This window comes from Nocardia sp. NBC_00416 (assembly GCF_036032445.1).
Classification (GTDB): domain Bacteria; phylum Actinomycetota; class Actinomycetes; order Mycobacteriales; family Mycobacteriaceae; genus Nocardia.
The window spans coordinates 7,339,542-7,364,946 of sequence record NZ_CP107932.1 but is presented as its reverse complement, the minus strand read 5'-3'; the positions used below and the strand labels follow the sequence as shown (position 1 = coordinate 7,364,946).

Below are 25,405 nucleotides of genomic sequence, written 5' to 3'. Positions count from 1 at the left end.
TCGCCAATGCCGTCTTCTCCCAGGTTCGCTTCCGCCCCGGCCACCGACCGGCCATCGGCGTCTCCGTCCGCTCCATCCACCCGTGCGGGCCTCCCGTGGTCCGATCCCCCGTTACCGCCGACCGGTTCGGCATCCGATTCGCCCGAAGTGTGCGGTATCTCGGTGGTGGTTCCGGTCTACCGCGGTGAGCAGACCATCGCCGAGCTGGTGCGCGAACTACACACACTGGCCGCGCCCACGGAGACGCCGGGCGGGCTCCGGTTCCGGGTGGACGAGATCGTGCTCGTCCACGATCACGGTCCCGACCGGTCCGATCTGGCCCTCCAGCGACTCGCCCGCGAATACCCGCGAGTGCGAGTGATCTGGTTGAGCCGCAATTACGGTCAGGATGCCGCGACCATCGCGGGAATGGCCGCCGCGCGGGGCAGCTGGGTGGTGACCATGGACGAGGACGGTCAACACGATCCGGGCGATATCGCCGCGTTTCTCGACGCCGCTTACCGCGAGCGTGCGGATCTGGTGTACTCCCGGCCCACCAACACCCGCCCGCACGGTCCGCTGCGCAACCTCACCTCACGCGGCGCGAAACTCGTGCTGGCCACCCTGTTCGCCTTCCCCGCCTCGACCCGCTTCGAGAGTTACCGGCTGATCCGCGGCGATATCGGCCGCCGGCTCGCCGAGGTCGCCGGGAACGGCGCCTATCTCGACGTCGCGCTGACCTGGGTCGTCGGCCGGACGGCGACGGTTCCGGTGCGGTTGCGCACCGAGGGTCGGGCCGAATCGGGCTACAACTACCGGCGGTTGTTCTCGCTGTTCTGGAAGATGGTGCTGTGCACCGGAACCCGGGGTCTGCGACTGGTGAGCCTGCTCGGCGTGACGCTGGCGCTGGCCGGAGCGGTCCTCGCCGGCCTGATCATCTATTCCGCGCTGGCCGGTGACGGCGGTGATCCCGAGGGCTGGGCCTCGATCGTCGTCGTCACCCTGCTGTGTTCGGGCGCGGTGCTGTTCTCGCTGGGGCTCATCGCCGAATACCTCGGCGTGGTGCTGCACATCCTGGTGGGCAAACCGCTGTATCTGACAGTCGAATCACCCACCCCCCGGCCACCCGACGAGGTCCCCCGATCGACCGTGCGGCAACCCGCCGAGGCGGCCGCGCGATGAGCGACCGGATCATCTTCAGCCGGCCCTACCGGTCCGCCGCGGAACTGGCGAACGTGACGGCCGTACTCGACTCCGACCACTGCCACGGTGACGGCCCGTTCACCGCGGCGGCGTCCGCGAAACTCGCCGAGATCACCGGCTCCCCGCATGTGCTGCTGACCACCTCGTGCACGCACGCGCTGGAACTGGCCGCGCTGCTGCTGGAACTGGGTCCCGGCGACGAGGTGATCGTGCCGAGTTTCGCCTTCACCTCCGCCGCCGCCGCATTCGCGGTGCACGGCGCGACCTGTGTGTTCGTCGATATCGACGAGACCACCGGAAATATCGACCCGCAGGCCGCCGCCGCGGCGGTCACCGACCACACCAAGGCGATCGTGGTCATGCACTACGGCGGGGTCGCCGCCGATATGGCGGCACTACAGCGGCTGGCGGACCGGCACGCGATCGCGCTCATCGAGGACAACGCTCACGGCCTCGGCGGCACCTGGCGCGGCCGCGCCCTGGGCACTCTCGGCACGCTGGGCACCCAGAGTTTCCACGACACCAAGAACGTGCACTGCGGCGAGGGCGGCGCGCTGCTGCTCTCCGACGAGATCCTGATGGGCCGCGCGGAGATCATCCGGGAGAAAGGCACCGACCGGGCCCGGTTCCTGCGCGGCAAGGTGGACAAATACACCTGGCAGGACATCGGATCCAGTTATCTGCCCAGCGAACTCAACGCCGCTGTGCTCGACGCCCAGCTCGCCGAATTCCACACCATCCAGCGCGCCCGGCACCGGGTCTGGCACACCTATGCGGCCGGGCTCGGTGCGTGGGCGGCCGAGCAAGGGGTCGTGCCGATGACGGTCCCGCCGGACCGGCGGCATACCGCGCACCTGTTCTATCTCCGGATGCCCAGCGAGGAAGAGCGGGACGGGCTCATCCGGCATCTCGCCGGACGAGGGATCGTCGCGCCGTTCCACTATGTCCCTCTCGATTCCAGCGCGGCGGGCCTCAAATACGGCCGGACACCGGTCCCGTGCACCCGCAGCGCCCGATTCGCGGCGACCATCGTGCGGTTACCGCTGTGGCCCATGCTCACCGGTGACCAACTCGACCGAATACTCGAGGCGGTCACCGATTACCGATGCGGATCCGGCCGTGCCGCGGATCCGCCGACCTGTCACAGCCGGGCCGCACCGGTTTCGGTGAGCACCTCGTAACTCTCCGAGGCAGGGTCGTACCACCAGGTGAGCGGGCCGGGCTGTGGCCCGCCCGCCGCCTGGACCGCATGCGCCGACGGGCGGAACCACGGACTGCGCGCAATATCGTCGACCACGTACACCAGGTCGGGGCGCTGGTCCGGCGCCAGTGAGCGCAGGGCCTCGGTGACATCGGCGGGCTCGAGCCGGAACCCGGGTCGCACGCTCACCGCGGCAACGGCCAGAACACTGTCGCGGGCCGGCAATCCGTAGGCGACTTCCATATCCACCGCGGCGATATCGTTGAGCACATCGACGATCGGCTGGGTGAACACCGGTCCGCGCCTGGTCCCGATCACCGTGTCGATCCGGTCGACCAGCCAGTAGTCACCGTCGCTGTCCCGGCGGAACAGGTTCTCGGTGGGCAGCCAGGAGTCCTCCGGTTCGAACACACCGCGTAACCCGCCCAGGGACAGGTCCACGGTCGCGCCGGCCGAGCCGATGAGCAGCCCCACCTCGTTGTCCGCGCAGCGCCGGGCATACCCGTTCTCGTCCACCAGCACCTGCCCGGTCTCCGGGGCATAGGCCACCAGCTCGACCCGCGCCGTCCCCGGCACCGGACGGCCCTTGCACCCGAACTTGACGCCCGGCACATTCGCCAGCACCACATCGCCCTCGATCGAGGCGTAGAACTCCAGGACTCGGGCCGGCGCGAACTGTTCCAGGGTGCGCCGCCAAAGTCCCGGGGGCATACCGGAGCCGATGAACAATCGGATCGGATGCGCGTGACCTTCGGGGAAGACCTCGGCGTCGAGGATGTCCCGCAGCATCGTCCACGTATAGGTCACGACGGTGACCCCGTACCGGTGGACCTCTTCGGCGAATTGCGCCGGATCCAGCGACCTGGCCAGCGCGATCCGGCTCCCGCCCGCGATAGCGCCGCCCAGACTCACCAGCAATCCGGACGAATGGTGCAGCGGCGCCAGGCAGTAGACCGTGTCCTTGTGATCGAGGTCGGCGGCCGTGGCGGTGCCGAAGGCCGACAGCGCCCAGCGATGGTTGGTGATGTATTTGACCTCCAGGCGGTCGCCGCCCCCGGCGACCAGAATGAACGCCAATTCGCGCGCCCGTCCCGGATTCGGTCGGTACCAGCCCGGCACCCGCACCTGTTCCGGATCGATCTGCTCCAGATCTACCAGATCGGTGGCGCCGGAAACGGCCAGTCCACGGGCGTCGCCGCCGCCCAGGACGAGCACCCGGGCACCCGTGGCGACCGCGTGGCGCACGTTCTCCGGATCGGATACCAGGATCGTGGTCCCGGTCTGCTCCAGTGCGGCGCTCAGATCGCTCTCGGGCGCCATGAGCACCGCGACCGCGCCGATCCGGGACAGCGCCGCCAGGGTCACCAGCGCGCTGGGCCGGGTCTCCATCACCACCCCGACGCGACTCGCGGGGCGGATCCCGACCGAGATCAGTCCGCGCACCACATTGTCGATCCGGATATCGACGGCGGCGTGGGTGTGCACCCGGTCGTCGAACAGGAAGCATTCGCCGCCCGGCGAGCGGCGGGCCTGCTCGGCCATGAGCCCGCCGATGGAGATCCGGGTCTGCGGCTCGATCGTGCCGAGCCGGGTCAGCCGGGGCAGGGTCCGCGCGGCGCCCTCGACCACTCCGACCGAACCGCGCAGCGTATTCCCGGCGATATGTTCGATGGTCCGGCCGATCTCGGCGCCGGCCTCGGCGAGTGCCGCCACGGTGTGCACCGCGCGCAGCAGGGCGGTCCGCGGCGCTCCCGCGGGCACATGCTCCGACATGGGCACGATCTCCTCCGGCAACGGGTTGCTCCCATCGACCCAGCCCACCCAGTCACGAACCTGCGGCCAGGTGAACCTGGTCGCCACGGAGCCCGCGACCAGACCGAAATGCCCCGACACCACGGTGGATTCGTACACTTCGGCGCGTGGCGCGGCCCGCACGATACCGCGCACCGCCGCCGGCTGGCCGATCTCGTCGACCTCGCCGACGAAAGCCAGGATCGGGCATTTCAAATCGGCCAGGGAGATGGGCTGATCGCGGATGACGAAGCCACCCAGCATCATCCGGTTGTGCACGACGAACTGTTTCAGCAGGTCGGCCGCCGCGGGCCCGGCGTAACCGATCCACCCCTCGCTGGCCAGGAACCGCCGCTGGCGTTCCTTGGGCAGCAGCGCCTCGCGATCGTGCAGCTGGCGCAGGAAATCTATCCGCGCTTTGGCGGTCTTCACCGGATCGAGCATCTGGAAGCCGATCCGCACCATCCGGTCGGTGATCGGCAGCCGGGGCACGACATGGTCGGCGGCGAAATCCACCAGATCGCTCACCGCGTCGTGCGGCAGGCCCAGCGGCATTCCGGCGACGATATCGACCGGGCTCCCGAAGGTCACGATGCTGGCGATGCCTTTCCCGGCACGGTAGGCGGCGGTCTGGTAGGCGAACATGCCGCCCTGCGAATACCCCATGAGGTGCACGTTGCGCCCGGTCGCCGCGCAGACGGTGTCGATCGCGCTGTTCACGGCGAGCACATGGTCGGCGAGATCCCGTTTCCAGCCGCCCTCCTCCGCTGACGGGGAGCCGAAGTCGATCACCCAGCAATCGACACCGCTGCGGTGCAGAATTCCCACCGCGCCGTCGTCGCCGTTGACGTCCCAGATATCGGCGCTGACCATGAGCGGCGGCACGAACAGCGCCACCGGACCGCCGCCGGTGGCGCAGGGGAAATAGCGCCGCAACCGGTACATGGGCCGACGCTCGGCGATCTCGAACGGCGAGGATTCCGTGTCCCGTCCCAGCCCGCCGAACCGGATCACTTCGAGACCGTTCTGCGCGGTGGACAACACCCGCCGCGCCGACCCCGCCAAATCTCGCACACTCAACTTCACGTTCCGCTCCCAGCCCTACACGTGGCGTGGAATACCTCATAACCCTGGAGGTATGCACAAAGCCTGCCATATCGCTCGCCGCACCCGAAGGTCCGTTGTGACATCTACATCATGTACCCGTCACCTCGAGGAGCCCTCGCGTCCCGCGCCGATAAGGTGGGGATCGTGACCGAGCCGACCCTCCCGCCGACCCCCGCGCGCCGGACGGCGGGCGCCGATCGTGAATCCCTGCTCGTCGAGCTCGTGGACGACGCCGGTACGACGGTCGGTTCGTGTGCGGTGGCCGCGGCGCACCGCGCACCCGGGCGCCCGCACCGGGCGTTCTCGGTGCTGATCTTCGATACCGCGGGCCGGACGCTGCTACAGCAGCGCGCGCTGGGTAAGACGCGGTTCCCGGCCCGCTGGTCCAATACCTGCTGCGGCCATCCGGCGCCCGGTGTCCCGGTACTCGAGTCCGCGGGTATCCGGCTGATCGAGGAGATGGGCCTGCGGGTTCCGCTGACCGAGGTCGGCGTGTACCGGTACCGGGCCGAGGATCCGCGCACCGGGTTCGTCGAGGACGAATGGGACCATGTCCTGGTCGGTTCGCTCGACGGTGTCGAACCGGCCCCGGATCCGGCCGAGGTCGCCGGCCACCGCTGGATACGCCCGGAGGAGCTGCGCACCCGGCTACGCGAACAGCCGGACGATTTCAGTCCGTGGCTCGCCGGAGTACTCGAGATCGCGGGTGCGAACCCGCCGGTCCACACCTGACGACACCGGACACCCGCGCGGCGCAGGCCTCTGCTCCTCTGTGTCGATCGGGCGTTTTCTCTCCACCCGGGTGACATATTCAGATGCGCATATCGTCGTAGTCAGATTTTTCAGAGCCTCTCGCATGGCTCACCGCCCGAACCGGAGCGGCGAGCCATGCGGGACCGCGGCAGTGCGCGGGCGGCGATTCAGCCCAGCCAGGACCGGATCTCCACGACCGCCTGCCGGATCTCGCCGAGTTGTTCGGCCACCCGCTCCCCCGCGGTACCGCCGCGCGCGTTGCGCGACGCGACCGAACCCGCGACCGTCAGCACCTCCCGCACCCGCGGCGTGAGTGCCGGATCGATCGCGGCGAACTCGGTGTCGGTCAGTTCGTCCAGCCCGACTCCCCGCGCCTCGGCGGTGCGCACGCACGCCCCGGCCGCCTCGTGTGCGACCCGGAACGGCACCCCGTGCCGCACCATCCATTCCGCGATATCGGTCGCGAGGGTGAAACCGGCGGGTGCGAGTTCGGCCATCCGGTCGGTATGGAAGGTAAGGGTGGAGATCAGACCCGCGATGGCGGGCAGCAGCAGTTCCAGCTGAGCCACCGAGTCGAACAGGGGCTCCTTGTCCTCCTGCAGATCCCGGTTGTACGCCAGCGGCTGGGCCTTCAGTGTGGCGAGCAGCCCGGTGAGATTACCGATCAGCCGGCCCGCTTTTCCCCGGGTGAGTTCGGAGACGTCCGGGTTCTTCTTCTGCGGCATGATCGACGAACCGGTGGACCAGGCGTCGGCGAGCGTGATGTAGCCGAATTCCGGCGTACTCCACAGAATGACCTCTTCGGCCATCCGGCTGAGATCCACTCCGGTCATCGCCAGCACGAAAGCCGCCTCGGCCGCGAAATCGCGCGCGGAGGTGGCGTCGATGGAATTGGCGGCCGAGGCCGTGAAATCCAGTTCGGCCGCGATCGCCTCCGGGTCCAGGCCCAGCGATGACCCGGCCAGGGCGCCGGACCCGTAGGGGGAGACGGCGGCCCGGCGGTCGAAATCGCGCAGCCGGTCGATATCGCGCAGCAGCGGATGGGCGTGCGCGAGCAGGTGATGTGCGAGCAGCACCGGCTGCGCGGCCTGCAGATGGGTCTTACCGGGCATTACCGCGTCCGGGTGGGCGGCGGCCTGGTCGGCCAACGCGTCCACCACCGCGACCAGCCCGGACGCGATGCGGCGCACCGCGTCGCGCAGCCACATCCGGAACAGTGTGGCCACCTGGTCGTTACGCGAGCGACCGGCCCGGAGCCGGCCGCCGATCTCCGGGCCGACCCGGTCGATCAGTCCGCGTTCGAGCGCGCCGTGCACATCCTCATCGGACTCCGCCGGCACGAAATCACCGGATTCGACATCGGTGGCGAGCCGATCGAGGCCGGCGAGCATATCCGCCAGATCGGGCTCCGACAGGAGCCCGGCCTTGTTCAGCACCCGGGCATGCGCCTTGGAGGCGCGGATATCGTAGGGCGCCAGCACCCAGTCGAACTGGGTCGATTTGCTCAGTGCCGCCATCGCCTCGGCGGGACCGGAGGCGAACCGCCCGCCCCACAACGCGCCTTCGTTGGTGCCCACTACCTCTCCCGTCTCGGTGTGCCGCTCGAATCGTCGGCCCCACGGTATTCGCCGGTCCGGACCGGAGTCCGGCCGCCCGGCTCCCACGCCCGATCCGGGCGCGGACCGGAACCCGCGCGATCACCGGGGCGCGGACCGGTGTCCGACGCCGATGGTCGTCGCTCGCGCCGGTGGCGGGCACCCGCCGCACCACCGGAACAGCGGCGTCGCCCCGCCCGGATTCCGGGCGGGTTCTCGCTTATTACTTCTGGTTCAGATCGCGCTTGGCGGCGACCTTGGAGGACAGGCCGTGGATCTGCACGAAGCCCTTCGCCAGCGACTGATCGAAGGTATCGCCCTCGTCGTAGGTGGCCAGGTTGAAGTCGTAGAGCGACTGGTCGCTGCGACGGCCGTTGACCACCACATTGCCGGCGTGCAGCACCATCCGGATATCGCCGGTGACGTGCTGCTGGGTCTCCGCGACGAACGCGTCGAGCGCCCGCTTGAGCGGCGAGAACCAGAGACCGTCGTAGGCCAGCTCGCCCCAGCGCTGTTCGACCTGCCGCTTGTACCGGCCGAGCTCCCGCTCGAGGGTGACGTTCTCGAGCGCCCGGTGCGCGGTGATCAGCGCGATGGCGCCCGGGGCTTCGTAGATCTCGCGGCTCTTGATTCCGACGAGCCGGTCCTCGACCATGTCCAGCCGGCCGACGCCCTGGCGACCCGCGCGGGTGTTCAGCTCGGTGATCGCCTCCAGCACACTCACCGGACGGCCGTCGATGGCGACCGGAACGCCCCGCTCGAAGGTGACGATCAGTTCGTCGGGCGCCTCGAAGTTGACGGTCGGATCGGTGGTGTAGTCGTAGACATCCTTGGTGGGTGCGTTCCAGAGGTCCTCGAGGAACCCGGTCTCGACCGCGCGACCCCAGACGTTCTGGTCGATGGAGAACGGCGATTTCTTGGTGACATTGATCGGGAGCTTGTTCTCCTCGGCGAACGCGATCGCCTTCTCCCGGGTCCAGGCGTAGTCGCGGACCGGGGCGATCACGTTCAGATCGGGAGCCAGCGCGCCGATGCCGACCTCGAACCGGACCTGGTCGTTACCCTTGCCGGTGCAGCCGTGGGCCACCGTGGAAGCGCCGTGGAACTTCGCGGCCTCCACCAGATGTTTGACGATGAGCGGCCGGCTGATGGCCGATACCAGCGGGTATTCGTCCTGGTAGAGCGCGTTGGCCTGGATGGTGGGCAGGCAGTATTCGTCGGCGAACTCGTCGCGGGCGTCCACGACGACCGCTTCGACGGCCCCACAGTCGAGGGCGCGCTGGCGCACCACGTTCATATCCTCGCCGCCCTGTCCCAGGTCGATGGCCACGGCCACGACCTCGGCGCCGGTCTCCTTGCCGATCCAGCTGATGGCCACGGAGGTGTCCAGCCCACCGGAGTAGGCGAGTACGACGCGATCGGACATGTTCTGGTGCTCCTCGGATGATCTTCGATAGTGCGGATGATGGTAGGTCTGCTGTGTTCGCGGGCCCACTGCCTCTCAGCAGTATGCTGGCCCGTTGCCGGTACGGCTCGCGCCACCGCTACAAATGATTATGCACGATGATGCAATCTCATTCACACTCGGGGTGTCACGGCCGCCACCTGCGCGGATATCCGCTGGCCCGAGTGTCTCGATCGATGACGAGCCCTTCCGGACCCCCATCCACTGTGAGACGCTGATCACACCGACAGCAGCCCGAACGGTAAAGGAGGTGGGACGCCGTGCAGACATTGCAGCAATTCGCGCAGGACAACTACGAGACGATCGGCTTCATCGTCGTCAATCTCGGCAACGCCGCGCTGACCATCGGCAAACTGGGCATCGAACTGGCCACACCGATCCTGCAGGACCTGGTGAACAACCACTGAGCTCCGCACCGACGGCCCGATCTCCGCGTCGAATACCGGCCCGCCGAGGTGTCCGGCCGGATAGGCGCGCTCGGTCCCGGATCACGAGCCGAACCGCCGGACGGTACCGGAAAGTGCGGTAGCGTCACGGCGTTCGGATCGGAGCGGAAGGAGCAGCGGTGCTGGGGGTGGGCGCGACCTTCGCCGGATACCGAGTCGAAGGGGTGCTGGGCCAGGGCGGAATGGGGACGGTCTACCTCGCCCGCCATCCACGGTTGCCGCGCAGTGTCGCACTGAAGCTGCTGAACCGGGAGGTGAGTACCGACACCGAACTCACCCGCCGGTTCGAACTCGAGGCCGATGTCGTCGCGCGACTGGAACATCCGGGCATCGTCGGCGTGTTCGATCGCGGAACCGACGAGGGTCATCTGTGGATCGCGATGCAATACGTCCGGGGAACCGACGCGGCCACCTGGGTGGCCCGCGCACACCCGCCCGCCACCGCCGTGCGACTACTCGGCGAAACCGCGGCGGCCCTGGACTACGCGCACGGGCGAGGCGTGCTGCACCGCGACGTCAAACCGGCCAACATTCTCATCGCCGACGCCGATCCGCTGCGCGAGGCGCATTCGGTACTCACCGATTTCGGTATCGCCCGGCTCACCGACGCCAATACGAAGATGACGGCGACGGGGGCCTTCACCGCCACCCTGGCCTACGGCTCTCCGGAACAACTGTCCGGTGAAGTGGTCGACCAGCGCACCGACCAGTACTCCCTGGGATGCACGCTGTTCGCGGTTCTCGCCGGCCGCCCACCGTATGCCTCGACCAATCCCGGGCAAGTGGTGATGGGCCATATTTCGCAACCGGTGCCCCGGCTCACCGCCACCCGGCCCGACCTCCCCGCCGCGATAGACGGCGTGCTGGCCCGTGCCATGGCCAAACATCGCGACGACCGATTCGGCAGCTGCGCCGAGTTCACCACCGCGATCCGCGACGCGCTCGACGGCAGGCACACCGCGGCGCCCGTCGCGGCACCCATATCCGCACCTGCCGCGCAGCCGCGCATACCGCCGGAGCACGGCCCGCGCGAGTGGCCCGGCCGGGGCTCCTGGACGCCGCCGATTCCCGCCCGGGCGCGGGTCGCCACGGATCCCCGCCGCGCGGCGAGCGGCCCGGCATGGGCCGCTCCGGTGGCCGGGCCCGGTCCGGTGGCCGGCGCGGGCGGACCGAAACCGTCCCGCGGCACCGCGGTCACCGCCGCGATCGCCACCCTGCTGGTCGCCTGTTTTCCCGCTTTCATCTGGTGCGTGGGCCTGGTGGAGACGGTGCGAATGGCCGGGGCGGCCGGGCGGGAAGATCTGCTCTACTCGATCATCGCCCTGCTGGTGGTCAGCGCGGTGCTGCTGTTGTGGGCCGGCTCAGCGGTATTGCTGCTGGCGGGTCGCCGGATAGGTCGCGCGCTCACCCTGGTGAGCTCGGTACTCGGTGTCATCACATCCACGATCGGCGAGGGTGCGGTGATCTACGCGCGTGAGCTCGCCGGACTGGCGGCCATCACCCCGCTGCTGATCCTGTCGGTGATCGCGCTGATCTGCGCCGCGGCGCGCAGCACCGGGCGCTGGATCGACCACCGCACCGCGGTCCGGGCGGTTCGACGCAGGTACTGAAACCGCGAAACGGGCTCGCACGCCGGGTCCGACCGGCACCGCGCACCGCACGTCAGGCCAGGTTTTCGATCTTCGCCGCCAACTCCGCGCCGGTGAGCGGCTCACGGGCGATCACCGCGATGGTGTCGTCCCCCGCGATCGTGCCGACGATGAACGGCAGCGACGCCCGATCCAGCGCACTGGCCAGGAAGTGCGCGGCCCCCGGCGGCGTGCGCAGGACAGCGATATTGCCGCTGGAATCCGTGGACACCAGCAGATCACCGAGCAGTTTCGTCAGCCGGCCGGTACCACCGGTGACCCCGCGCACCGGACTGCCGTCCTCGGGCACCACATAGACGCCCGCACCGCCGTCGGCGGCCCGGAGTTTGACCGCGCCCAGTTCGTCCAGGTCACGCGACAGTGTCGCCTGGGTGGTTTCGATCCCCTCGGCGGCGAGCAGCGTGGCCAGTTCGGTCTGGCTGCGCACCGGATGCGCGGCCAGCAGCGCGATGATCCGCGACTGCCGACCGGCCCGGGTGGCCGCCGTTATCGGGCCTGCCGAATGCGTTCGGGCTTCGCTCATCGGCGCCGCGCGCCTTGATGTCCCAGCAGCCACACCAGCAGCGCCTTCTGCGCGTGCAGCCGATTCTCGGCTTCATCCCAGACCACGCTCTGCTTCCCGTCGAGCACCTCGTCGGTGATCTCCTCGCCGCGGTGTGCGGGCAGACAGTGCAGCACCATCGCGTCCGCGCCCGCCCGGGCCAGTAGCTCGGCGTTCACCTGGTAGGGACGGAACGGGCCGACCCGGTCCAGGCCGTCCGATTCCTGACCCATCGAAGTCCAGGTATCGGTGACCAGTACGTCGGCGCCGGCGGCCGCCACCCGCGGATCCTCGGTCACGGTGATACTGCCACCGGTTTCGGCCGTACGCGCCTGAGCGGCCTCTACCACCGCGGGATCAGGGAGGAACCCCGCCGGGGCGGCGATCCGCACGTGCAGGCCGGCGGTCACCCCGCCGAGCAGCAGCGAATGCGCCATATTGTTGGCGCCGTCACCGAAATAGGCCAGCCGCAGCCCGCGCAGCCCGCCCTTGTGCTCGGTGATGGTGAGCAGATCCGCCAGCACCTGGCAGGGGTGGAAATCATCGGACAGCGCGTTCACCACCGGAACGGTCGCGGTGGACGCCATTTCCTCGAGGCGCCGCTGCCCGAAGGTCCGCCAGACGATGGCCTCGACGTAGCGCGACAGCACGCGCCCGGTGTCGGCCAGGGTCTCGTCGCGCCCCAACTGGGTGGTCTGGCTGTCCACGACCACAGCGTGCCCACCGAGCTGGGCGATCCCGAGCTCGAAGGAGAACCGGGTGCGGGTGGAGTTCTTGTCGAAGATCACCCCGACACCGCGCGGGCCCTCCAGCGGCCGGTGCGCGAACGGGCTCTTCTTGAGTTCGGCGGCCAGGGCCAGCACTTCAGCCTGTTCGGTGGGCGTGAGGTCGTCATCGCGTAGGAAATGCCGGACGGCGGTCATCCTCGGGTTCCTTCCGTTTCGGCCAGCGCCTCGTCGAGGATTCCGGGCAGATCCAGAACCAGATTGTCGGCCTGTGTTTCGGTGAGCACCAGCGGCGGGGCGAGCCGCACGGCATCGGGCTTGGCGGGGTTCACCAGGTATCCGGCCGCCCGCGCGTGGGCCTCCACCCGGGCCGCCACCGGCTGGGTGAGACCGATCCCGATCAGCAGTCCCGCGCCGCGCACCTCGGAGATCAGCGGATGCTCGAGCACCGCGATCCCGTCGCTGAGCCGTTTCCCGACCGATTCGACGTGTTCCAGCAACCCGTCCTCCTCGAGCGTGCGCAGCACCGCCAGCGCCGCGGCCGCGCAGACGGGGTTGCCGCCGAAGGTGGTGCCGTGCATCCCCGGGGTGAACAGCTCCGCGGCGTCCCCGGTGGCCAGTACCGCGCCGATCGGCAGCCCCGCGCCCAGCCCCTTGGCAAGGGTGATCACGTCGGGGGTGATGCCGAACGACTGGTGGGCGAACATCTTTCCGGTGCGGCCGATGCCGGTCTGCACTTCGTCGAGGATCAGCAGCGCTCCGGCCCGCGCGGTGATCTCCCGGGCCCGAACGAGATAGTCCATCGGTGGGACGACCACGCCGCTCTCGCCGAGCATCGGCTCCAGGAACACTGCGGCGGTATCGGAATCGACCGCGCGCTCGAGGATTCGCGCGTCACCGTAGGGCACGTGCACCACACCGGGCGGCATGGGTTCGAACGGCGCCCGCTTGGCGGGCTGGCCGGTGAGCGCGAGCGCACCCATGGTGCGGCCGTGGAACGCCTCGTCACAGGCGATGATCTTGCGGCGACCGGTCAACCTGGCCAGCTTGAAGGCGGCCTCGTTGGCCTCGGTGCCGGAGTTGCAGAAGAACGCGCGCCCGTCGCCGTCACCGAAATGCCCGAGCAGGGTTTCCGCGAGTTCGATCACCGGCTCGCTGCCGTACAGATTCGACACATGGCCCAGCGTGCCGAGCTGATCCATCACCGCGCTCAGGACGGCCTGGTGCGCGTGACCGAGACTGTTGACCGCGATTCCGCCCACGAAATCGATGAAGCGGTTGCCGTCCGCGTCGTACACCACCGCACCGGTCCCCCGGGTCAGTACGACCTCCGGGGTGGGGTAGTTGCGCATCATCACGTTCGACCACCGTTGCCGCAGTTGCGCAGTGTTCATGCTCCGACTCCGTTTTCCTCGTCCGCCGATGATGGTGTGACCATGGTTCCGATCCCCTCCCCGGTGAGAAGCTCCAGCAGTACCGCATGGGGCACGCGTCCGTCGATAACGTGTGCGCCCGGTACCCCGCCCCGGACGGCGCGCAGGCACGCCTCCATTTTGGGCACCATTCCCGAATCCAGTGACGGCAGCAGCTCCGCCAGCGCGTCGGTGTCGATCACGCTGGTCAGCGACGACCGGTCGGGCCAATCGGTGTACAGGCCCTCGACGTCGGTGAGCACCACCAGTTTCTCCGCCCCGATCCCCTCGGCCAGCGCGGCCGCGGCGGTATCGGCGTTGATGTTGTGCACGACGCCGTCGGCGTCCGGCGCGATGGTGGACACCACCGGGATCCGGCCCGCACGGATCAGGTCGAGCACCGAGTCCGGGTGCACATCGGTGACATCGCCGACCAGCCCGATATCGGTGGCCGCACCGTCGACATCGACGGTGCGGCGGGTCGCGGTGAACAGCCGGGCGTCCTCTCCCGAGATGCCGACCGCGTACGGTCCGTGCGCATTGATCAACCCGACCAGTTCGCGCCCGACCTGACCGAACAGCACCATCCGCACCACATCCATCACCTCGGGTGTGGTGACCCGGAAACCGCCCCGGAACTCCCCGGTCATGCCGAGGCGTTTCAGCATGGCCGAGATCTGCGGCCCGCCCCCGTGCACGACCACCGGGTGCACGCCCACCGTCCGCAGGAAGGCCATATCGGCGGCGAACGCGCGTTTGAGATCGTCGTCGATCATGGCGTTGCCGCCGTATTTGACGACCACGATCTTGTCGCGGAACTTCTGCAGCCAGGGCAGGGCCCCGGCGAGGATATGCGCTTTGTCCAGCGCGGACATAGCGTGGATGGCTTCGGTCATGAGCTGTATGCCGAGTTCTCTTCGACATAGCCGTACGACAGGTCGGTGGTACGGACGGTGGCCGTCCCCGAGCCGAGCCGTAGATCTACCACGACCGCGATATCGGCGCCCGACAGATCCACCTCGCGCGCGCCCGGCGCACCGGTGCCGTCGACGCATACCGGAGAACCGTTGAAGGACACCGAGATGAGGTCCGGATCCAGGTCGATCGGGGCGGTGCCGACCGCGGCCAGTACCCGACCCCAGTTCGGGTCGGAGCCGAACATTGCGGTCTTGACCAGGCTGTCCCGGGCGATCACCCGGGCCGCGGTGAGCGCGTCGTCGTCGCTGCGCGCCCCCTCGACCGTGACCAGGACCCGCTTGGTGACGCCTTCGGCGTCCGCCATCAGCTGACCCGCCAGATCGTCGCAGACCGCGAGCACGGCCGCGTCCAGATCCGCCTGGGTGGGGCTGACCTCACTGGCGCCGTTGGCCAGCAGCAACACCGTGTCGTTGGTCGACATCGACCCGTCCACATCGAGCCGGTCGAAGGTGAGCCGGGTGGCCCGCCGCAACGCGGTATCGAGCTGCTCGGCGGTGGCGACGGCGTCGGTGGTGAGCACCACCAGCATGGTCGCCAGCGACGGCGCCAGCATGCCCGCACCCTTGGCCATCCCGCCGACGTTCCACTTGCCGGGATGGTGCAGCGACGCTTCCTTCGACACCGTATCGGTGGTCATGATGGCGTGCGCGGCGTCGGTGCCGCCCGACATCCCGCCGCCCATCTCGTGCACGATCTCGGTGATCGCGGGCAGGATCTTGTCCATCGGCAGCAGGTCACCGATCAGCCCGGTGGAGCACACCGCGACTTCACCGGCTCCGGTCTCGGTGCCCCAGTTGCTCAGCGCCGTGGCGAGTTCCTCGGCGGTGCGGTGCGTGTCCTGGAACCCTTGCGGACCGGTGCAGGCGTTGGCGCCACCGGAGTTGAGGATCACCGCGCGCAGCCGCCCGGATTTCAGCACCTGCTGCGACCACAGCACCGGTGCGGCTTTCACCTTGTTGCTGGTGAACACACCGGCCGCGGCGTAGTCGGGGCCCTCGTTGAAGACGAGCGCGAGATCGGGACCGCCTTTGGTCTTGATCCCGGCGGCGATCCCCGCCGCGCGGAAGCCGAGGGGTGCGGTGACGCCCTGGTTGTGCACGAGGTTTCCGTTCTTGTCGGTGGTCACGGCGCCACTCCTACGGTGGACAGCCCGGCGGTCTCGTCCAGGCCCAGGGCCAGGTTCATGGACTGCACCGCGCCGCCCGCGGTGCCCTTGGTCAGATTGTCGATCGCGCCGATCACCACCAGCAGGCCGGCATCGGCGTCCACCGCGACCTGCAGCGTGACGGCATTGGCGCCGAGGACCGCGCCGGTCTGGGGCAGCACACCTTCGGGCAGCAGATGCACGAAGGGCTCGTCGGCGTAGGCCTTCTCGTAGATCGCGCGGACCTCGGTCGCGTCCACCCGCACCGGCGCGGTGCAGGTCGCGAGGATTCCTCGCGGCATGGGCGCGAGCACGGGGGTGAACGACACCCGGACCGGCGCGCCGGCGACCGCCGACAGGTTCTGCGTGATCTCGGGTGTGTGCCGGTGCGCGCCGGCGACGCCGTACGCCCGCGCCGAACCCATGACCTCCGAACCGAGCAGACCCACATCCAGTTTGCGCCCCGCGCCCGAGGTGCCGCTGACGGCGACGATGTTCACCGTCGGCTCGACGATCCCGGCCGCGATCGCGGGAGCCAGCGCCAGACTGCTGACGGTCGGGTAGCAGCCGGGCACCGCGATACGAGTCGCGCCCCGGAGCGCGTCTCGCGCGCCGGGCAGTTCCGGCAGCCCGTACGGCCAGCTCCCGGCGTGCGGGCCGCCGTAGTACCGGTCCCAGGCCGCGGGGTCGGTGAGCCGGAAATCCGCGCCGCAATCGATGATCACGGTCGAATCCGGGAGTTCTGCGGCCAGCGCCGCCGACTGCCCGTGCGGCAGGCCGAGGAAGACGATGTCGTGACCGGCCAGTTCCGCGGCCGTGGTCGGGGCGAGGATCCGGTCCGCCAGGGGCAGCAGCTGCGGTTGCAGCGCGCCCAGGGCCGTGCCCGCGTTGTTGCCGGCGGTCAGCGCCCCGATCTCGAGGCGCCCGGCTCGGTACTCCGGATGGCCCAGCAGCAGGCGCAGCACTTCTCCGCCCGCGTAACCACTGGCACCGGCGACGGCCACGCGCAGGGGTCCGTTCCGGTCGGGCATATCCGTGAGATCAGCCATGTGATGATTATGCACGACCATGCAAGCTCATTCACAACGTGGTTCGCGCCCGACTTCGGCAAGCCCACGTGGACGCCCCGGTTCGCATCGGCGACCGAGGTCCGCGGCGCCGAAATGGCAAGCGGCGGAATAGCGGCGGCCGTGCGGATGTTGCGACAGCCGGGATCCGTGGGCACCCGACGCGGACCTGCCACCGGGCGCGGGAGCAAAGTACGGACAGCGCCCCGGAGACATTCGATACACGACCGCCGGTCGCTCCTCGGCGAACGTTTTCCGGAAGGGCACAGCCGTGGCCACTCTGACCCCCCATCTCGTCGTGCGTGACGTGGCGCGCGCCGCACGCTGGTACACCGAGGCGCTGGGCGCCCAGGAGCGCAGCCGGATCCCACTGCCGGACGGCAAGGTTCTCACGATAGAACTGGCCTTCGGCGACTCGGCGGTCATGATCGCCGACGAGTTCCCCGCACAGGGGATCGTCTCGCCGCTCACCTTGGGTGGCACCTACGGCGCGCTGCAGATAGCCACGCCCGACGCCGACGCTCTCTGGAAACGCGCGCTGGACGCGGGCGCCGAGGTGTTCCACCCCCTCGCCGATGTCTTCTGGGGCGAACGGCACGGACAGATCATCGACCCGTTCGGGCACCGCTGGGGCATCTCCCAGCACCTCCGCGACGTCTCACCCGAGGAGATCGCGCAGGCGGCAGCCGAAGCGTTCGGCGCCTGAGTCACTGAGGAGAACCCTTGCGTTACAGACTTTTCGGCCGAACCGGCCTGCGCGTATCCGAGTTGTTCCTCGGCGCGATGACCTTCGGCGAGCAGGGCGGTGTCGGAGCCCCGCTCGACGAATGCCGGCGCATCCTGGATGCCTACGCCGACGCCGGCGGCAATGTCGTCGACACCGCGATCAACTACCGCGGCGGCGCCAGCGAGGAATTCCTCGGCGAACTGCTATCCGGGCGCCGAGACCGTTTCGTGCTGGCGACCAAGTACACCGTTTCCCGTGACGGCGCCGACCCCAACGCGGCGGGTAACCACCGCAAGAACCTGACTCTGTCACTGGAAACGAGCCTGCGTCGATTGCGGACCGACTACCTCGACGTCTACTGGGTGCATCTCTGGGATCGGAACACCCCCGTCGAGGAAACGATGCGGGCGCTCGACGATGCCGTCCGGTCCGGCAAAGTCCTCTATATCGGGATCTCCGACGCGCCGGCCTGGATCGTTTCCCGTGCCAACACCCTCGCCGAGTGGCGCGACTGGTCGCCTTTCGCCGGTCTCCAGGTGCCCTATAGCCTGCTCAACCGGGATATCGAGAACGAACTGCTGCCCATGGCCGAATCCTTCGGGATGACCGTCGCGGCCTGGAGCCCGCTCGGCGGCGGTGTCCTGTCGGGCAAGTACACCAGCGCGGCGAGCGACGCGCCCCGGCGCCTCGACCCCGGCCAGATCAGTGCGCACGACCTCGATGTCGCGAAGGTGGTCCAACTGGTCGCCGACGAACTGGGCGCCACTCCGTCCCAGGTCGCCCTCGCCTGGGTGCGGTCGCGCTCGCGCAACGTTCACCCCATCATCGGCGCGCGGACCGTCGAGCAGCTGACCGACAACCTCGCGACGCTGGACCTCGATCTGCCCGCCGAGGCCGCTCGCCGACTGGATGAGTCGACCGGGTTCGGCCCCACGTTCCCGACCTCTTTCATCGCCCAGACCTCGCCGTGGGTCTTCGGCGAGAGCTCCCGGCGCGTCGAGGATCGCGCCTGACCCCTCCTCGAGGACTACCCGACTCCACCGAACTGCACCTCCCCGTTCGCGCCCATCTGGATCACCGAGATGGTGCGCCGTCGGCACGCCGAGTAGACACAGTCGGCACTGACAACCAGCCCCCATCGGCTAGCATTAGAACATGTGTTCGAATCGCGCGTTCCGGGACCGGCTGAGCGTCCTGGATCAGGCAATCGACACCCTGCTCGCCGGCGACCTCACCGCGGCTTCCGATACCGAGCTCGGCGAGATCCTGTCCCGAGTGGAATCACGGACACGCAACCTCGCGGGGTTCACCGCGCGGTTGGTCCACGAGCACAACCGCCGGAGCCACGGCGATGAACGACAGCCCACACCGGCGCCGGCGGACGCCACTGCGGCGGCGGAGCCCCAGATCCGCAGCGACGTGCCGTGCGCACCGCCGACCGTCGCCCCGAACCGCACCTCGCGCTCGCCCGCGCCGAACGGATCGGGCATTGTTTCCGGTGACCGCAGCACCGTGGCCCGAGGAGTAACCGTGACCGCACCCGTGCGCGTGGAGCGCACCGGCGACGTCGTCGTCTGGACCATCGACAATCCCGAGCAGCGCAATCCGATCTCCGACAAGGCGACGATCGACGCCCTGGAGAACGCGGTACGCGAGGCGAACCGCGACCAGTCGATCCGGGTGGCGATCCTCACCGGTGCGGGCACAGCGTTCAGCGCGGGCGGCAATGTCAAGCACATGCGGGACAAGGCCGGTATGTTCGGCGGCGCCCCCGCCGACTTGCGCCAGGGCTATCGGCACGGCATCCAGCGCATCCCCAAAGCTCTCTACCACTGCGAGATCCCCACCATCGCGGCGGTGAACGGCCCGGCGATCGGCGCGGGCTGCGATCTGGCCCTCATGTGCGATATGCGGATCGCGGCGACCACGGCGACGTTCGCGGAGAGCTTCGTCCGTCTCGGCCTCATCCCGGGCGACGGCGGCGCCTGGTTGCTGCCGCGTGCGGTCGGGATGGCGCGCGCCAGTCAGCTGGCCTTCACCGGCGCCGCCATCGACGCGGCCACCGCCCTCGACTGGGGCATGGTCAACGAGGTCGTCGAACCCGACCGCCTACTGGAGACCGCGCTCCAGCTCGCCGCCGAGATCGCCGTCAACCCGCCGCACGCCCTGCGGATGACCAAACGCCTGCTGCGCGAGGGCCAGCACCAGAGCCTGGAGACGCTGCTCGAACTCTCCGCCGCGATGCAGGCCATCACCCATCACACGGCCGACCACGACGAGGCGGTCGCGGCCATGCTCGAACGCCGCGCGCCCCGGTTCACCGGCGACTGACCGCACCGGGCCCGGAACCCGCGGACCGGCCGCCGCCGCGCCCGGAACGCCGTTCGAACGTCGCGGGTCAGGAGTATTCCGAGATCAGCGTGGCCACCGTGGCGGGTTCGAGGGCTTCGAAGACGTGGGGTACGTCGGCCGGGTAGGCGATGTAGTCACCTGGCGTCAGTTCCACTGGATCGTCGGCCGTGCCGACGAGTGCACGGCCCGTGCCGAGCAGTACATGCTCGACCACCCCGGGCATATGCGGTTGCGAGGACCGCCGGCGACCGGGTTCGGCGGCGATGCGGTAGATGTCGCGGCGCACACCCTGCGGGCTCACCGCCAGCAAGGTGGCCCGGTAATCGGCCTCGGCCGCCGATACCGCGGGCCCCTCCGCGGCTCGCACCACCCTGGTCTGGGTGCGCGGTGGGTCCAGCAGGCGCGAGAAGGGCACCTCCAGGGCCAGGCACAACGCCCACAGGGTTTCCAGGCTGGGGTTACCCGTGCCCGACTCGAGTTGGGACAGTGTCGATTTGGCGACGCCCGCCCGACGGGCCACCTCAGAGAGCGACAGCTGCGCGCGAATGCGTTCGCGGCGCAGCGAGGCGGCGATCACCTGCTGCGGCGTCCGGATCGAGTCCCCGGCCCCACTCCCATCACGCTGCGTCATGTTCGCTCCATCAGTCATATGTTCGGTTTGACGAACGTCTCGGTGACGTTCACCATGGTAGCCATGCGTTCGTTATGGCGAACAGTCGACCGGCCGACCCGCCCCGTGATCACCGCCCTCTGCGTAGCCGTCGCCGTGGCCGGGTCGTCGTACGGCGCCACGGCGGTCGCGGCGGGACTGCCCCTGTGGTTTCCGGTCGCCCTGGGTGTCCTCGTTCTCGCGGGGGGCTCGGAGTTCCTGTTCCTCGGTATCGTCGTCGCCGGTGGCAGCCCGATCGCCGCGCTCCTCGCGGGGTTGCTGGTCAACGTTCGCCATATCGCGTACGGACTCTCGGTCCCCGACGTCTTCGGCACCGGCTGGCGCAGAGTCCGCCGCGCCCACCTGCTCAACGACGAAACCGTGGCGGTCGCACTGGGCCAGCGCACGGCCACGCAGAGCCGCGCCGCCTACCTGGCCTGCGGGCTCGGGATCCTCGCGGCCTGGCCGGCCGGAACCTTCCTCGGCGGCCTGGCCGGCAGTGCGATTCCCGACCCCGGCGCATTCGGTGTGGACGCGGTGTTCCCGGCGGTGCTGCTGGCGCTGATCATGCCCGCGCTGAGCGCGCCCGCCGTCCGGCGCGGCGCACTGGCCGGCGCGGCCCTCGCACTGGCGGCCACACCGTTCCTGCCGCCCGGCCTGCCGATTCTGCTGGCCACGGCGGGTGTTGTCCTCACGATCCCGCGAACCGGCCGCCGATGAACCACCTCGGCTACCTGGTCGGCGCCGCACTCGCGCTGGCGGCCGGAACGTTCGCTCTCCGGCTCGCCGGCCCCGCGCTGGGATCACGGATCGCACTGTCGGCCCGGACGACACAACTCCTGGAGAACTCGTCGGTCGTGGTGCTCGCGGCCCTGGTACTCACCACCGGCCTGACCGAGGACGCCGCACCCGCCGGGTTCGCCCGCCCGGCGGGCGTGCTGGTCGCGGGTGTGCTCTGCCGTTTCCGGATGCCATTGCCACTGGTCCTGGTGGCCGCGGCGGCGACGACTGCCGCCCTCCGGTTGGCGGGCGTCCCGTGAGCGGGCGGCATCCGTCGGTTAGGACCCGGACGCACATGGAGCGACGCCGATAGCGGCCGCCCTCACCGCTTCTCGACCAGGCGCTCGCCCTGGCCCGGTTTCCAGATGGTGACCTTCATCAGGTCGTCCCCGACCTCGACCGACGACGCCGAGCTCAGATCGGCCACGAAGAAATGATCGAACGGCTGCCCCCGCAGATCCAAACCGCTGTCGTCGTAGAGGTACTCGGCGAAACGCGAGTGCAGTGCGGTATCCGGGTCGTCGACCACCACGCCGAAGAGTTTCGCGTCGCCTTCGGCCACCATCGTGTCCACCGTGGCGGTGTGCAGGCAGAAGCGCGGATCACGCACCAGGTCCTGGAATTTTGTGGTACCCGGCATCCCGACGATCACCAGTCTCTCCTCGAAGATGATCGGCTCCACCGGACTGATCCGCGGGAATCCGTCCGAGCGCAAGGTCGCGAGCATGCACAGGTTGCTGGTCGCGCTGTGGCGACGACGGAAGATCTCGCTGATCCGCGGCGCCTCGGCGGTGAATTCGCTCCATGTCGTCATACAGGCGACGGTACGACGGAAGACGCCGGCGCAGGTGGCGCCGGGCCGGATACCGCCGAACACGACCGCCCGAACCGTGGCGGGCCCGAGTACTCGCCGGCCGCGGCGCCCCGCTCGCGGGTACCTCTCACCCCGAGTTGCGCAGCGCCGTGGCCAATCCGTTCATAGTGAGCAGGATGCCGCGTTTGACCAGTTCGGAGTCGTCGCCGGCACGCAATCGGCGCAGCAACTCGACCTGCAACTGGTTCAGCGGTTCCAGATACGGGAACCGGTTGCGAATGGACTCCGCCAGCGACGGGTTGTCGGCCAGCAGATGGTCGTTGCCGGTGATGGCGGCGTGGATGGCCACCGTGCGCGCGTGTTCGCGCTCGATCATCCCGAAGATCCGCTCCCGCAGATCGATATCGTCCACCAATTCGGCGTAGCGGGCGGCGATCGCGAGATCGCTCTTGGCCATCACCTGCGCCAGATTCGACAGCACGGTACGGAAGAAAGGCCACCGCCGGTACAGGTCGGAGAGCTGGGCGAGCCGGTCGGGGTCCCCGTCCACCCATTCCTCGAGCGCGGTGCCGGTGCCGTACCAGCCGGGCAGCATCACCCGGGCCTGGCTCCACGCCATCACCCACGGGATGGCCCGCAGGTCGGACACCGAATTGGTCGGTTTACGGGACGCGGGGCGGCTGCCGATATTCAGATCGCCCACCTCGGCGACCGGGGTCGACTGGCGGAAATACTCGACGAATCCCGGCGTCTCGTGCACCAGCTGTGCGTACGCGGCGCGGGCCCGGGCGGCGAGTTCGTCCATGAGCGCGTAGGAGGGTTCGGCGTCGGCGCCCAGCCCCTCCACATCCAGCAGCGTCGATTCGAGGGTGCCCGCGATGAGCGATTCCAGATTGCGATGCGCCGCACCGTGTTCGGCGTATTTGGCGGCGATGACCTCCCCCTGTTCGGTGAGCCGCAACGCGCCCCGCACCGCACCGGCGGGCTGGGCGAGGATCGCGTCGTAGCTGCGGCCGCCGCCGCGGCCCACGGTGCCGCCGCGACCGTGGAACAGCCGCAATCGGATCCCGTGTTCGCGGGCCAGCTCCACCAGATCCAGCTCCGCGCGGTAGAGCGCCCAGTTCGCGGCCAGATATCCGCCGTCCTTGTTCGAATCGGAGTATCCGAGCATCACTTCCTGGCGCATACCGCGCGCGGCCACCAGATCCCGGTACACCGGCACCCGCAGTGCCGCGGCCAGTGTCGACGCGCCGGCCGCGAGATCCTCGATCGTTTCGAACAGCGGGACGATCCCCACCGGACTGGACGGACCGCTGTCGGCGGCGCCCGGGTCGAGCAGTCCGCCTTCTTTGAGCAGCAGTGCCGCCTCCAGCAGATCACTGACCGAGGTGCACATCGAGATGATGTAGTTGGGTACCGCGTCCGCGCCCAGTTCGGCCACCACCGCGGCGGCCGCCCCGATGATCCCCAGCTCCTTGGTCGCGATATCGCTGAGCCGCGCCTGCCGGCCCAGCAGCGGCCGCCGGGTGCGCAGTTCCTTGGTGAGCAGTTCGACCCGCTCCGGTTCGGACAGGCTCGGATAATCCAGGTGCACACCGGCCCAGGCCAGCAGTTCGGCGACGACCTGCTCATGGGTTTCGGAATTCTGCCGCATATCCAGGCCCTGCAGATGAAATCCGAAGGTCTCCACCGCATACCGCAACGCCGCCAGCCGGTCGTCGGCGAGCAACCCGTCACCGCCGGCCCGCAGGGAGGTGTCGACGGTGTCGAGATCGTCGAGCAGCTCCTGCGGGGTCGCGTAGGGGCGCGCCCCGGTTCCGTTATCGGCGCAGAACGCTTCGAAGTCCGGGGGGCCGTAGGCTTGCGGTTCCAGCGCGCCGCGCGCTCGCCGCGCGGTCTCGGTGAGCCGGACCCGGATCCCGTACAGCGCCCGCCGATACGGTTCGTCGGCATGCGTCTTCGGGTCCGGATAACCCTGATCGGCGAGGGCGCGCAGCTCAGGGGTCACCGGGACCAGCCGCGCCGACAACGCCAGCGTCTTCTCGAGCTGCACCAGCTCCCGCAGATAGCGTCCGAACGCCACCCCGGCGGCCTGCCCGGCGGCAGTACGCACCACCTCCGCAGTCACGTACGGGTTCCCGTCGCGGTCACCGCCGATCCACGAACCCGGCCGCAGGATGGGCTCGGGCAGCAGTCGCTGTTCGGGCCAGCGCGACCCCAGCGCCGCCCGCACCCCCGCGTTGATCGCCGGAATGACATCGAAGAGCGTGAGCTCGTAGTAGCGGAGTCCGACCGCGATCTCGTCCTGGATCCGCAACCGCGACAACCGGATCAACGCGGTACGCCACAGGGTCAGCACCTGCCGCCGGATCTCGAGCTCCAGGCGCGGCCGCTCCGACTCGGGGGCACGCTGCCGCTGCCGCATCAGCTCGGTGACCCTGGTCTGGGTATCGAACACCGTCCGGCGTCGCGTCTCGGTGGGGTGCGCCGTGATCACCGGTGACACCAGCGCGTCGGCGAGCAACTCCGCCACCCGCTCCCCCGGCAACCCCGCCGCGTCCAATTTCCGGTAGGTCGCGGCCAGCGAGGAATCCTGGGGCGCCTCCCCCGCCGCCTCGTGCGCGGCCCGGCGGCGATCGCGCTGGATGTCTTCGGCGAGGTTGGCCAGCAGGACGAAATAACTGAACGCCCGGATCAGCGGCAGCGCGACAGTGATGTCGACCCCGGCCAGCATCTCACCGACCGCGCTGCGCTTCACCTCCTCCCGCCGCACCCGGAATGCCTCCACCCGCACCCGCTCGATCAGATCGAAGACGTCGGCGCCCTCGTGATCGCGGATGGTGTCACCGAGTACGCCGCCGAGGAACCGGATGTCCTCGCGCAGCGGCAGGGTCGCGTCGTTTCCTTCAGCGGTCTGCGCATCGCCCATGGTCAGACAGTATGGTCGGCGACCGCGCCGGGAGCTGTGACGACGCACACGGCCCGGCCGAACCGGTGCGCGCCGAGCATCGGCACTCGCGGCCCGTA

22 protein-coding genes and 1 pseudogene are annotated in these 25,405 nt (G+C 69.3%); 11 read left to right on the top strand and 12 right to left on the bottom strand.

Going from position 1 to position 25,405, the window contains the following annotated elements:
• Window positions 1-147: 147 nt before the first annotated feature.
• Both OG804_RS32160 and rffA read left to right on the top strand, forming a co-directional pair.
• The gene (locus OG804_RS32160) at window positions 148-1,161 is read left to right on the top strand and encodes a glycosyltransferase (RefSeq protein WP_328392490.1); all 1,014 of its coding nucleotides are present in this window, start codon (window positions 148-150) and stop codon (window positions 1,159-1,161) included.
• Complete coding sequence (rffA, locus tag OG804_RS32155) at window positions 1,158-2,363, top strand: dTDP-4-amino-4,6-dideoxygalactose transaminase (RefSeq protein ID WP_328392488.1); 1,206 nt, start codon at window positions 1,158-1,160, stop codon at window positions 2,361-2,363. The genes OG804_RS32160 and rffA overlap by 4 nt, the downstream gene beginning before the upstream one ends.
• On the opposite strand, the gene OG804_RS32150 is transcribed toward rffA, so the two are convergent.
• On the bottom strand, window positions 2,324-5,260 hold the full coding sequence (locus OG804_RS32150) for an AMP-binding protein (RefSeq protein WP_328392486.1): 2,937 nt from the start codon (window positions 5,258-5,260) through the stop codon (window positions 2,324-2,326). The two genes, rffA and OG804_RS32150, sit on opposite strands and share 40 nt — an antisense overlap.
• 165 nt (window positions 5,261-5,425) lie before the next feature.
• On the opposite strand from OG804_RS32150, the gene idi reads away from it, so the two are divergent.
• Window positions 5,426-6,013: an isopentenyl-diphosphate Delta-isomerase gene (gene idi, locus OG804_RS32145; RefSeq protein ID WP_328392484.1), complete on the top strand. Its 588-nt coding sequence runs from the start codon at window positions 5,426-5,428 to the stop codon at window positions 6,011-6,013.
• A gap of 188 nt (window positions 6,014-6,201) precedes the next feature.
• On the opposite strand, the gene argH is transcribed toward idi, so the two are convergent.
• On the bottom strand, window positions 6,202-7,611 hold the full coding sequence (argH, locus tag OG804_RS32140; protein ID WP_328392482.1) for an argininosuccinate lyase: 1,410 nt from the start codon (window positions 7,609-7,611) through the stop codon (window positions 6,202-6,204).
• 241 nt (window positions 7,612-7,852) lie between these two features.
• Entirely contained in the window at window positions 7,853-9,055 is a 1,203-nt protein-coding gene (locus OG804_RS32135; RefSeq protein WP_328392480.1) for an argininosuccinate synthase, read from the bottom strand.
• Between the two features lie 299 nt (window positions 9,056-9,354).
• On the opposite strand from OG804_RS32135, the gene OG804_RS32130 reads away from it, so the two are divergent.
• Both OG804_RS32130 and OG804_RS32125 read left to right on the top strand, forming a co-directional pair.
• Window positions 9,355-9,501 (top strand): hypothetical protein, encoded by a 147-nt coding sequence (locus OG804_RS32130; protein ID WP_328392478.1) that lies wholly within the window; start codon window positions 9,355-9,357, stop codon window positions 9,499-9,501.
• A 158-nt stretch (window positions 9,502-9,659) separates the two neighbouring features.
• A complete protein-coding gene (locus tag OG804_RS32125) occupies window positions 9,660-11,150 on the top strand; it encodes a protein kinase domain-containing protein (protein ID WP_328392476.1) in 1,491 nt (496 codons plus the stop codon).
• 52 nt (window positions 11,151-11,202) lie between these two features.
• Here OG804_RS32125 and OG804_RS32120 read toward each other — a convergent pair whose 3' ends face one another.
• Genes OG804_RS32120 through argC form a run of 6 tightly spaced genes read right to left on the bottom strand, consistent with a single transcriptional unit; the run spans window position 11,203 to window position 17,020 of the window.
• Window positions 11,203-11,712 (bottom strand): arginine repressor, encoded by a 510-nt coding sequence (locus OG804_RS32120; protein ID WP_328392474.1) that lies wholly within the window; start codon window positions 11,710-11,712, stop codon window positions 11,203-11,205.
• The gene (gene argF, locus OG804_RS32115) at window positions 11,709-12,653 is read right to left on the bottom strand and encodes an ornithine carbamoyltransferase (protein WP_328392472.1); all 945 of its coding nucleotides are present in this window, start codon (window positions 12,651-12,653) and stop codon (window positions 11,709-11,711) included. The genes OG804_RS32120 and argF overlap by 4 nt, the downstream gene beginning before the upstream one ends.
• Window positions 12,650-13,849, bottom strand: a complete 1,200-nt coding sequence (locus OG804_RS32110; RefSeq protein ID WP_328392470.1) for an acetylornithine transaminase — start codon at window positions 13,847-13,849, stop codon at window positions 12,650-12,652. The genes argF and OG804_RS32110 overlap by 4 nt, the downstream gene beginning before the upstream one ends.
• The gene (gene argB / locus OG804_RS32105) at window positions 13,846-14,763 is read right to left on the bottom strand and encodes an acetylglutamate kinase (RefSeq protein WP_328392468.1); all 918 of its coding nucleotides are present in this window, start codon (window positions 14,761-14,763) and stop codon (window positions 13,846-13,848) included. Before argB ends, OG804_RS32110 begins: the two co-directional genes overlap by 4 nt.
• Window positions 14,760-15,971: a bifunctional glutamate N-acetyltransferase/amino-acid acetyltransferase ArgJ gene (argJ, locus tag OG804_RS32100; RefSeq protein WP_328392466.1), complete on the bottom strand. Its 1,212-nt coding sequence runs from the start codon at window positions 15,969-15,971 to the stop codon at window positions 14,760-14,762. Before argJ ends, argB begins: the two co-directional genes overlap by 4 nt.
• Window positions 15,968-17,020, bottom strand: coding sequence for an N-acetyl-gamma-glutamyl-phosphate reductase (gene argC / locus OG804_RS32095; protein ID WP_328398901.1), 1,053 nt, complete (start codon window positions 17,018-17,020; stop codon window positions 15,968-15,970). The genes argJ and argC overlap by 4 nt, the downstream gene beginning before the upstream one ends.
• A gap of 307 nt (window positions 17,021-17,327) precedes the next feature.
• Here argC and OG804_RS32090 point away from each other — a divergent pair, with 307 nt between their 5' ends.
• From OG804_RS32090 to OG804_RS32075, 4 genes and pseudogenes are all read left to right on the top strand, one after another.
• Window positions 17,328-17,762: a VOC family protein gene (locus OG804_RS32090; protein ID WP_328392464.1), complete on the top strand. Its 435-nt coding sequence runs from the start codon at window positions 17,328-17,330 to the stop codon at window positions 17,760-17,762.
• A gap of 17 nt (window positions 17,763-17,779) precedes the next feature.
• On the top strand, window positions 17,780-18,796 hold the full coding sequence (locus OG804_RS32085) for an aldo/keto reductase (RefSeq protein WP_328392462.1): 1,017 nt from the start codon (window positions 17,780-17,782) through the stop codon (window positions 18,794-18,796).
• A 3-nt stretch (window positions 18,797-18,799) separates the two neighbouring features.
• Window positions 18,800-18,892 (top strand): annotated as a pseudogene (locus tag OG804_RS32080) (DNA alkylation repair protein); the annotation flags it as partial.
• A gap of 421 nt (window positions 18,893-19,313) precedes the next feature.
• Complete coding sequence (locus tag OG804_RS32075) at window positions 19,314-20,114, top strand: crotonase/enoyl-CoA hydratase family protein (RefSeq protein WP_328398899.1); 801 nt, start codon at window positions 19,314-19,316, stop codon at window positions 20,112-20,114.
• Window positions 20,115-20,181: 67 nt separating this feature from the next.
• On the opposite strand, the gene OG804_RS32070 is transcribed toward OG804_RS32075, so the two are convergent.
• Complete coding sequence (locus OG804_RS32070; protein ID WP_328392460.1) at window positions 20,182-20,766, bottom strand: helix-turn-helix domain-containing protein; 585 nt, start codon at window positions 20,764-20,766, stop codon at window positions 20,182-20,184.
• A 63-nt stretch (window positions 20,767-20,829) separates the two neighbouring features.
• Here OG804_RS32070 and OG804_RS32065 point away from each other — a divergent pair, with 63 nt between their 5' ends.
• Together OG804_RS32065 and OG804_RS32060 are read left to right on the top strand one after the other, a co-directional pair.
• A complete protein-coding gene (locus OG804_RS32065; RefSeq protein WP_328392458.1) occupies window positions 20,830-21,504 on the top strand; it encodes an AzlC family ABC transporter permease in 675 nt (224 codons plus the stop codon).
• Window positions 21,501-21,824, top strand: a complete 324-nt coding sequence (locus tag OG804_RS32060) for an AzlD domain-containing protein (protein WP_328392456.1) — start codon at window positions 21,501-21,503, stop codon at window positions 21,822-21,824. Before OG804_RS32065 ends, OG804_RS32060 begins: the two co-directional genes overlap by 4 nt.
• A gap of 62 nt (window positions 21,825-21,886) precedes the next feature.
• Here OG804_RS32060 and OG804_RS32055 read toward each other — a convergent pair whose 3' ends face one another.
• Together OG804_RS32055 and ppc are read right to left on the bottom strand one after the other, a co-directional pair.
• Window positions 21,887-22,378, bottom strand: a complete 492-nt coding sequence (locus tag OG804_RS32055; RefSeq protein WP_328392454.1) for a pyridoxamine 5'-phosphate oxidase family protein — start codon at window positions 22,376-22,378, stop codon at window positions 21,887-21,889.
• Between the two features lie 127 nt (window positions 22,379-22,505).
• The gene (ppc, locus tag OG804_RS32050; RefSeq protein ID WP_328392452.1) at window positions 22,506-25,307 is read right to left on the bottom strand and encodes a phosphoenolpyruvate carboxylase; all 2,802 of its coding nucleotides are present in this window, start codon (window positions 25,305-25,307) and stop codon (window positions 22,506-22,508) included.
• Window positions 25,308-25,405 lie beyond the last annotated feature (98 nt).

Coding starts and splice junctions, on each gene's coding strand:
- argC (WP_328398901.1), bottom strand. CDS start 17,020: ATGCCCGACCGGAACGGACCCCTGCGCGTGGCCGTCGCCGGTGCCAGT.
- ppc (WP_328392452.1), bottom strand. CDS start 25,307: ATGGGCGATGCGCAGACCGCTGAAGGAAACGACGCGACCCTGCCGCTG.
- argF (WP_328392472.1), bottom strand. CDS start 12,653: ATGACCGCCGTCCGGCATTTCCTACGCGATGACGACCTCACGCCCACC.
- OG804_RS32055 (WP_328392454.1), bottom strand. CDS start 22,378: ATGACGACATGGAGCGAATTCACCGCCGAGGCGCCGCGGATCAGCGAG.
- OG804_RS32065 (WP_328392458.1), top strand. CDS start 20,830: ATGCGTTCGTTATGGCGAACAGTCGACCGGCCGACCCGCCCCGTGATC.
- rffA (WP_328392488.1), top strand. CDS start 1,158: ATGAGCGACCGGATCATCTTCAGCCGGCCCTACCGGTCCGCCGCGGAA.
- OG804_RS32120 (WP_328392474.1), bottom strand. CDS start 11,712: ATGAGCGAAGCCCGAACGCATTCGGCAGGCCCGATAACGGCGGCCACC.
- OG804_RS32060 (WP_328392456.1), top strand. CDS start 21,501: ATGAACCACCTCGGCTACCTGGTCGGCGCCGCACTCGCGCTGGCGGCC.
- OG804_RS32135 (WP_328392480.1), bottom strand. CDS start 9,055: ATGTCCGATCGCGTCGTACTCGCCTACTCCGGTGGGCTGGACACCTCC.
- OG804_RS32110 (WP_328392470.1), bottom strand. CDS start 13,849: ATGAACACTGCGCAACTGCGGCAACGGTGGTCGAACGTGATGATGCGC.
- argB (WP_328392468.1), bottom strand. CDS start 14,763: ATGACCGAAGCCATCCACGCTATGTCCGCGCTGGACAAAGCGCATATC.
- OG804_RS32070 (WP_328392460.1), bottom strand. CDS start 20,766: ATGACGCAGCGTGATGGGAGTGGGGCCGGGGACTCGATCCGGACGCCG.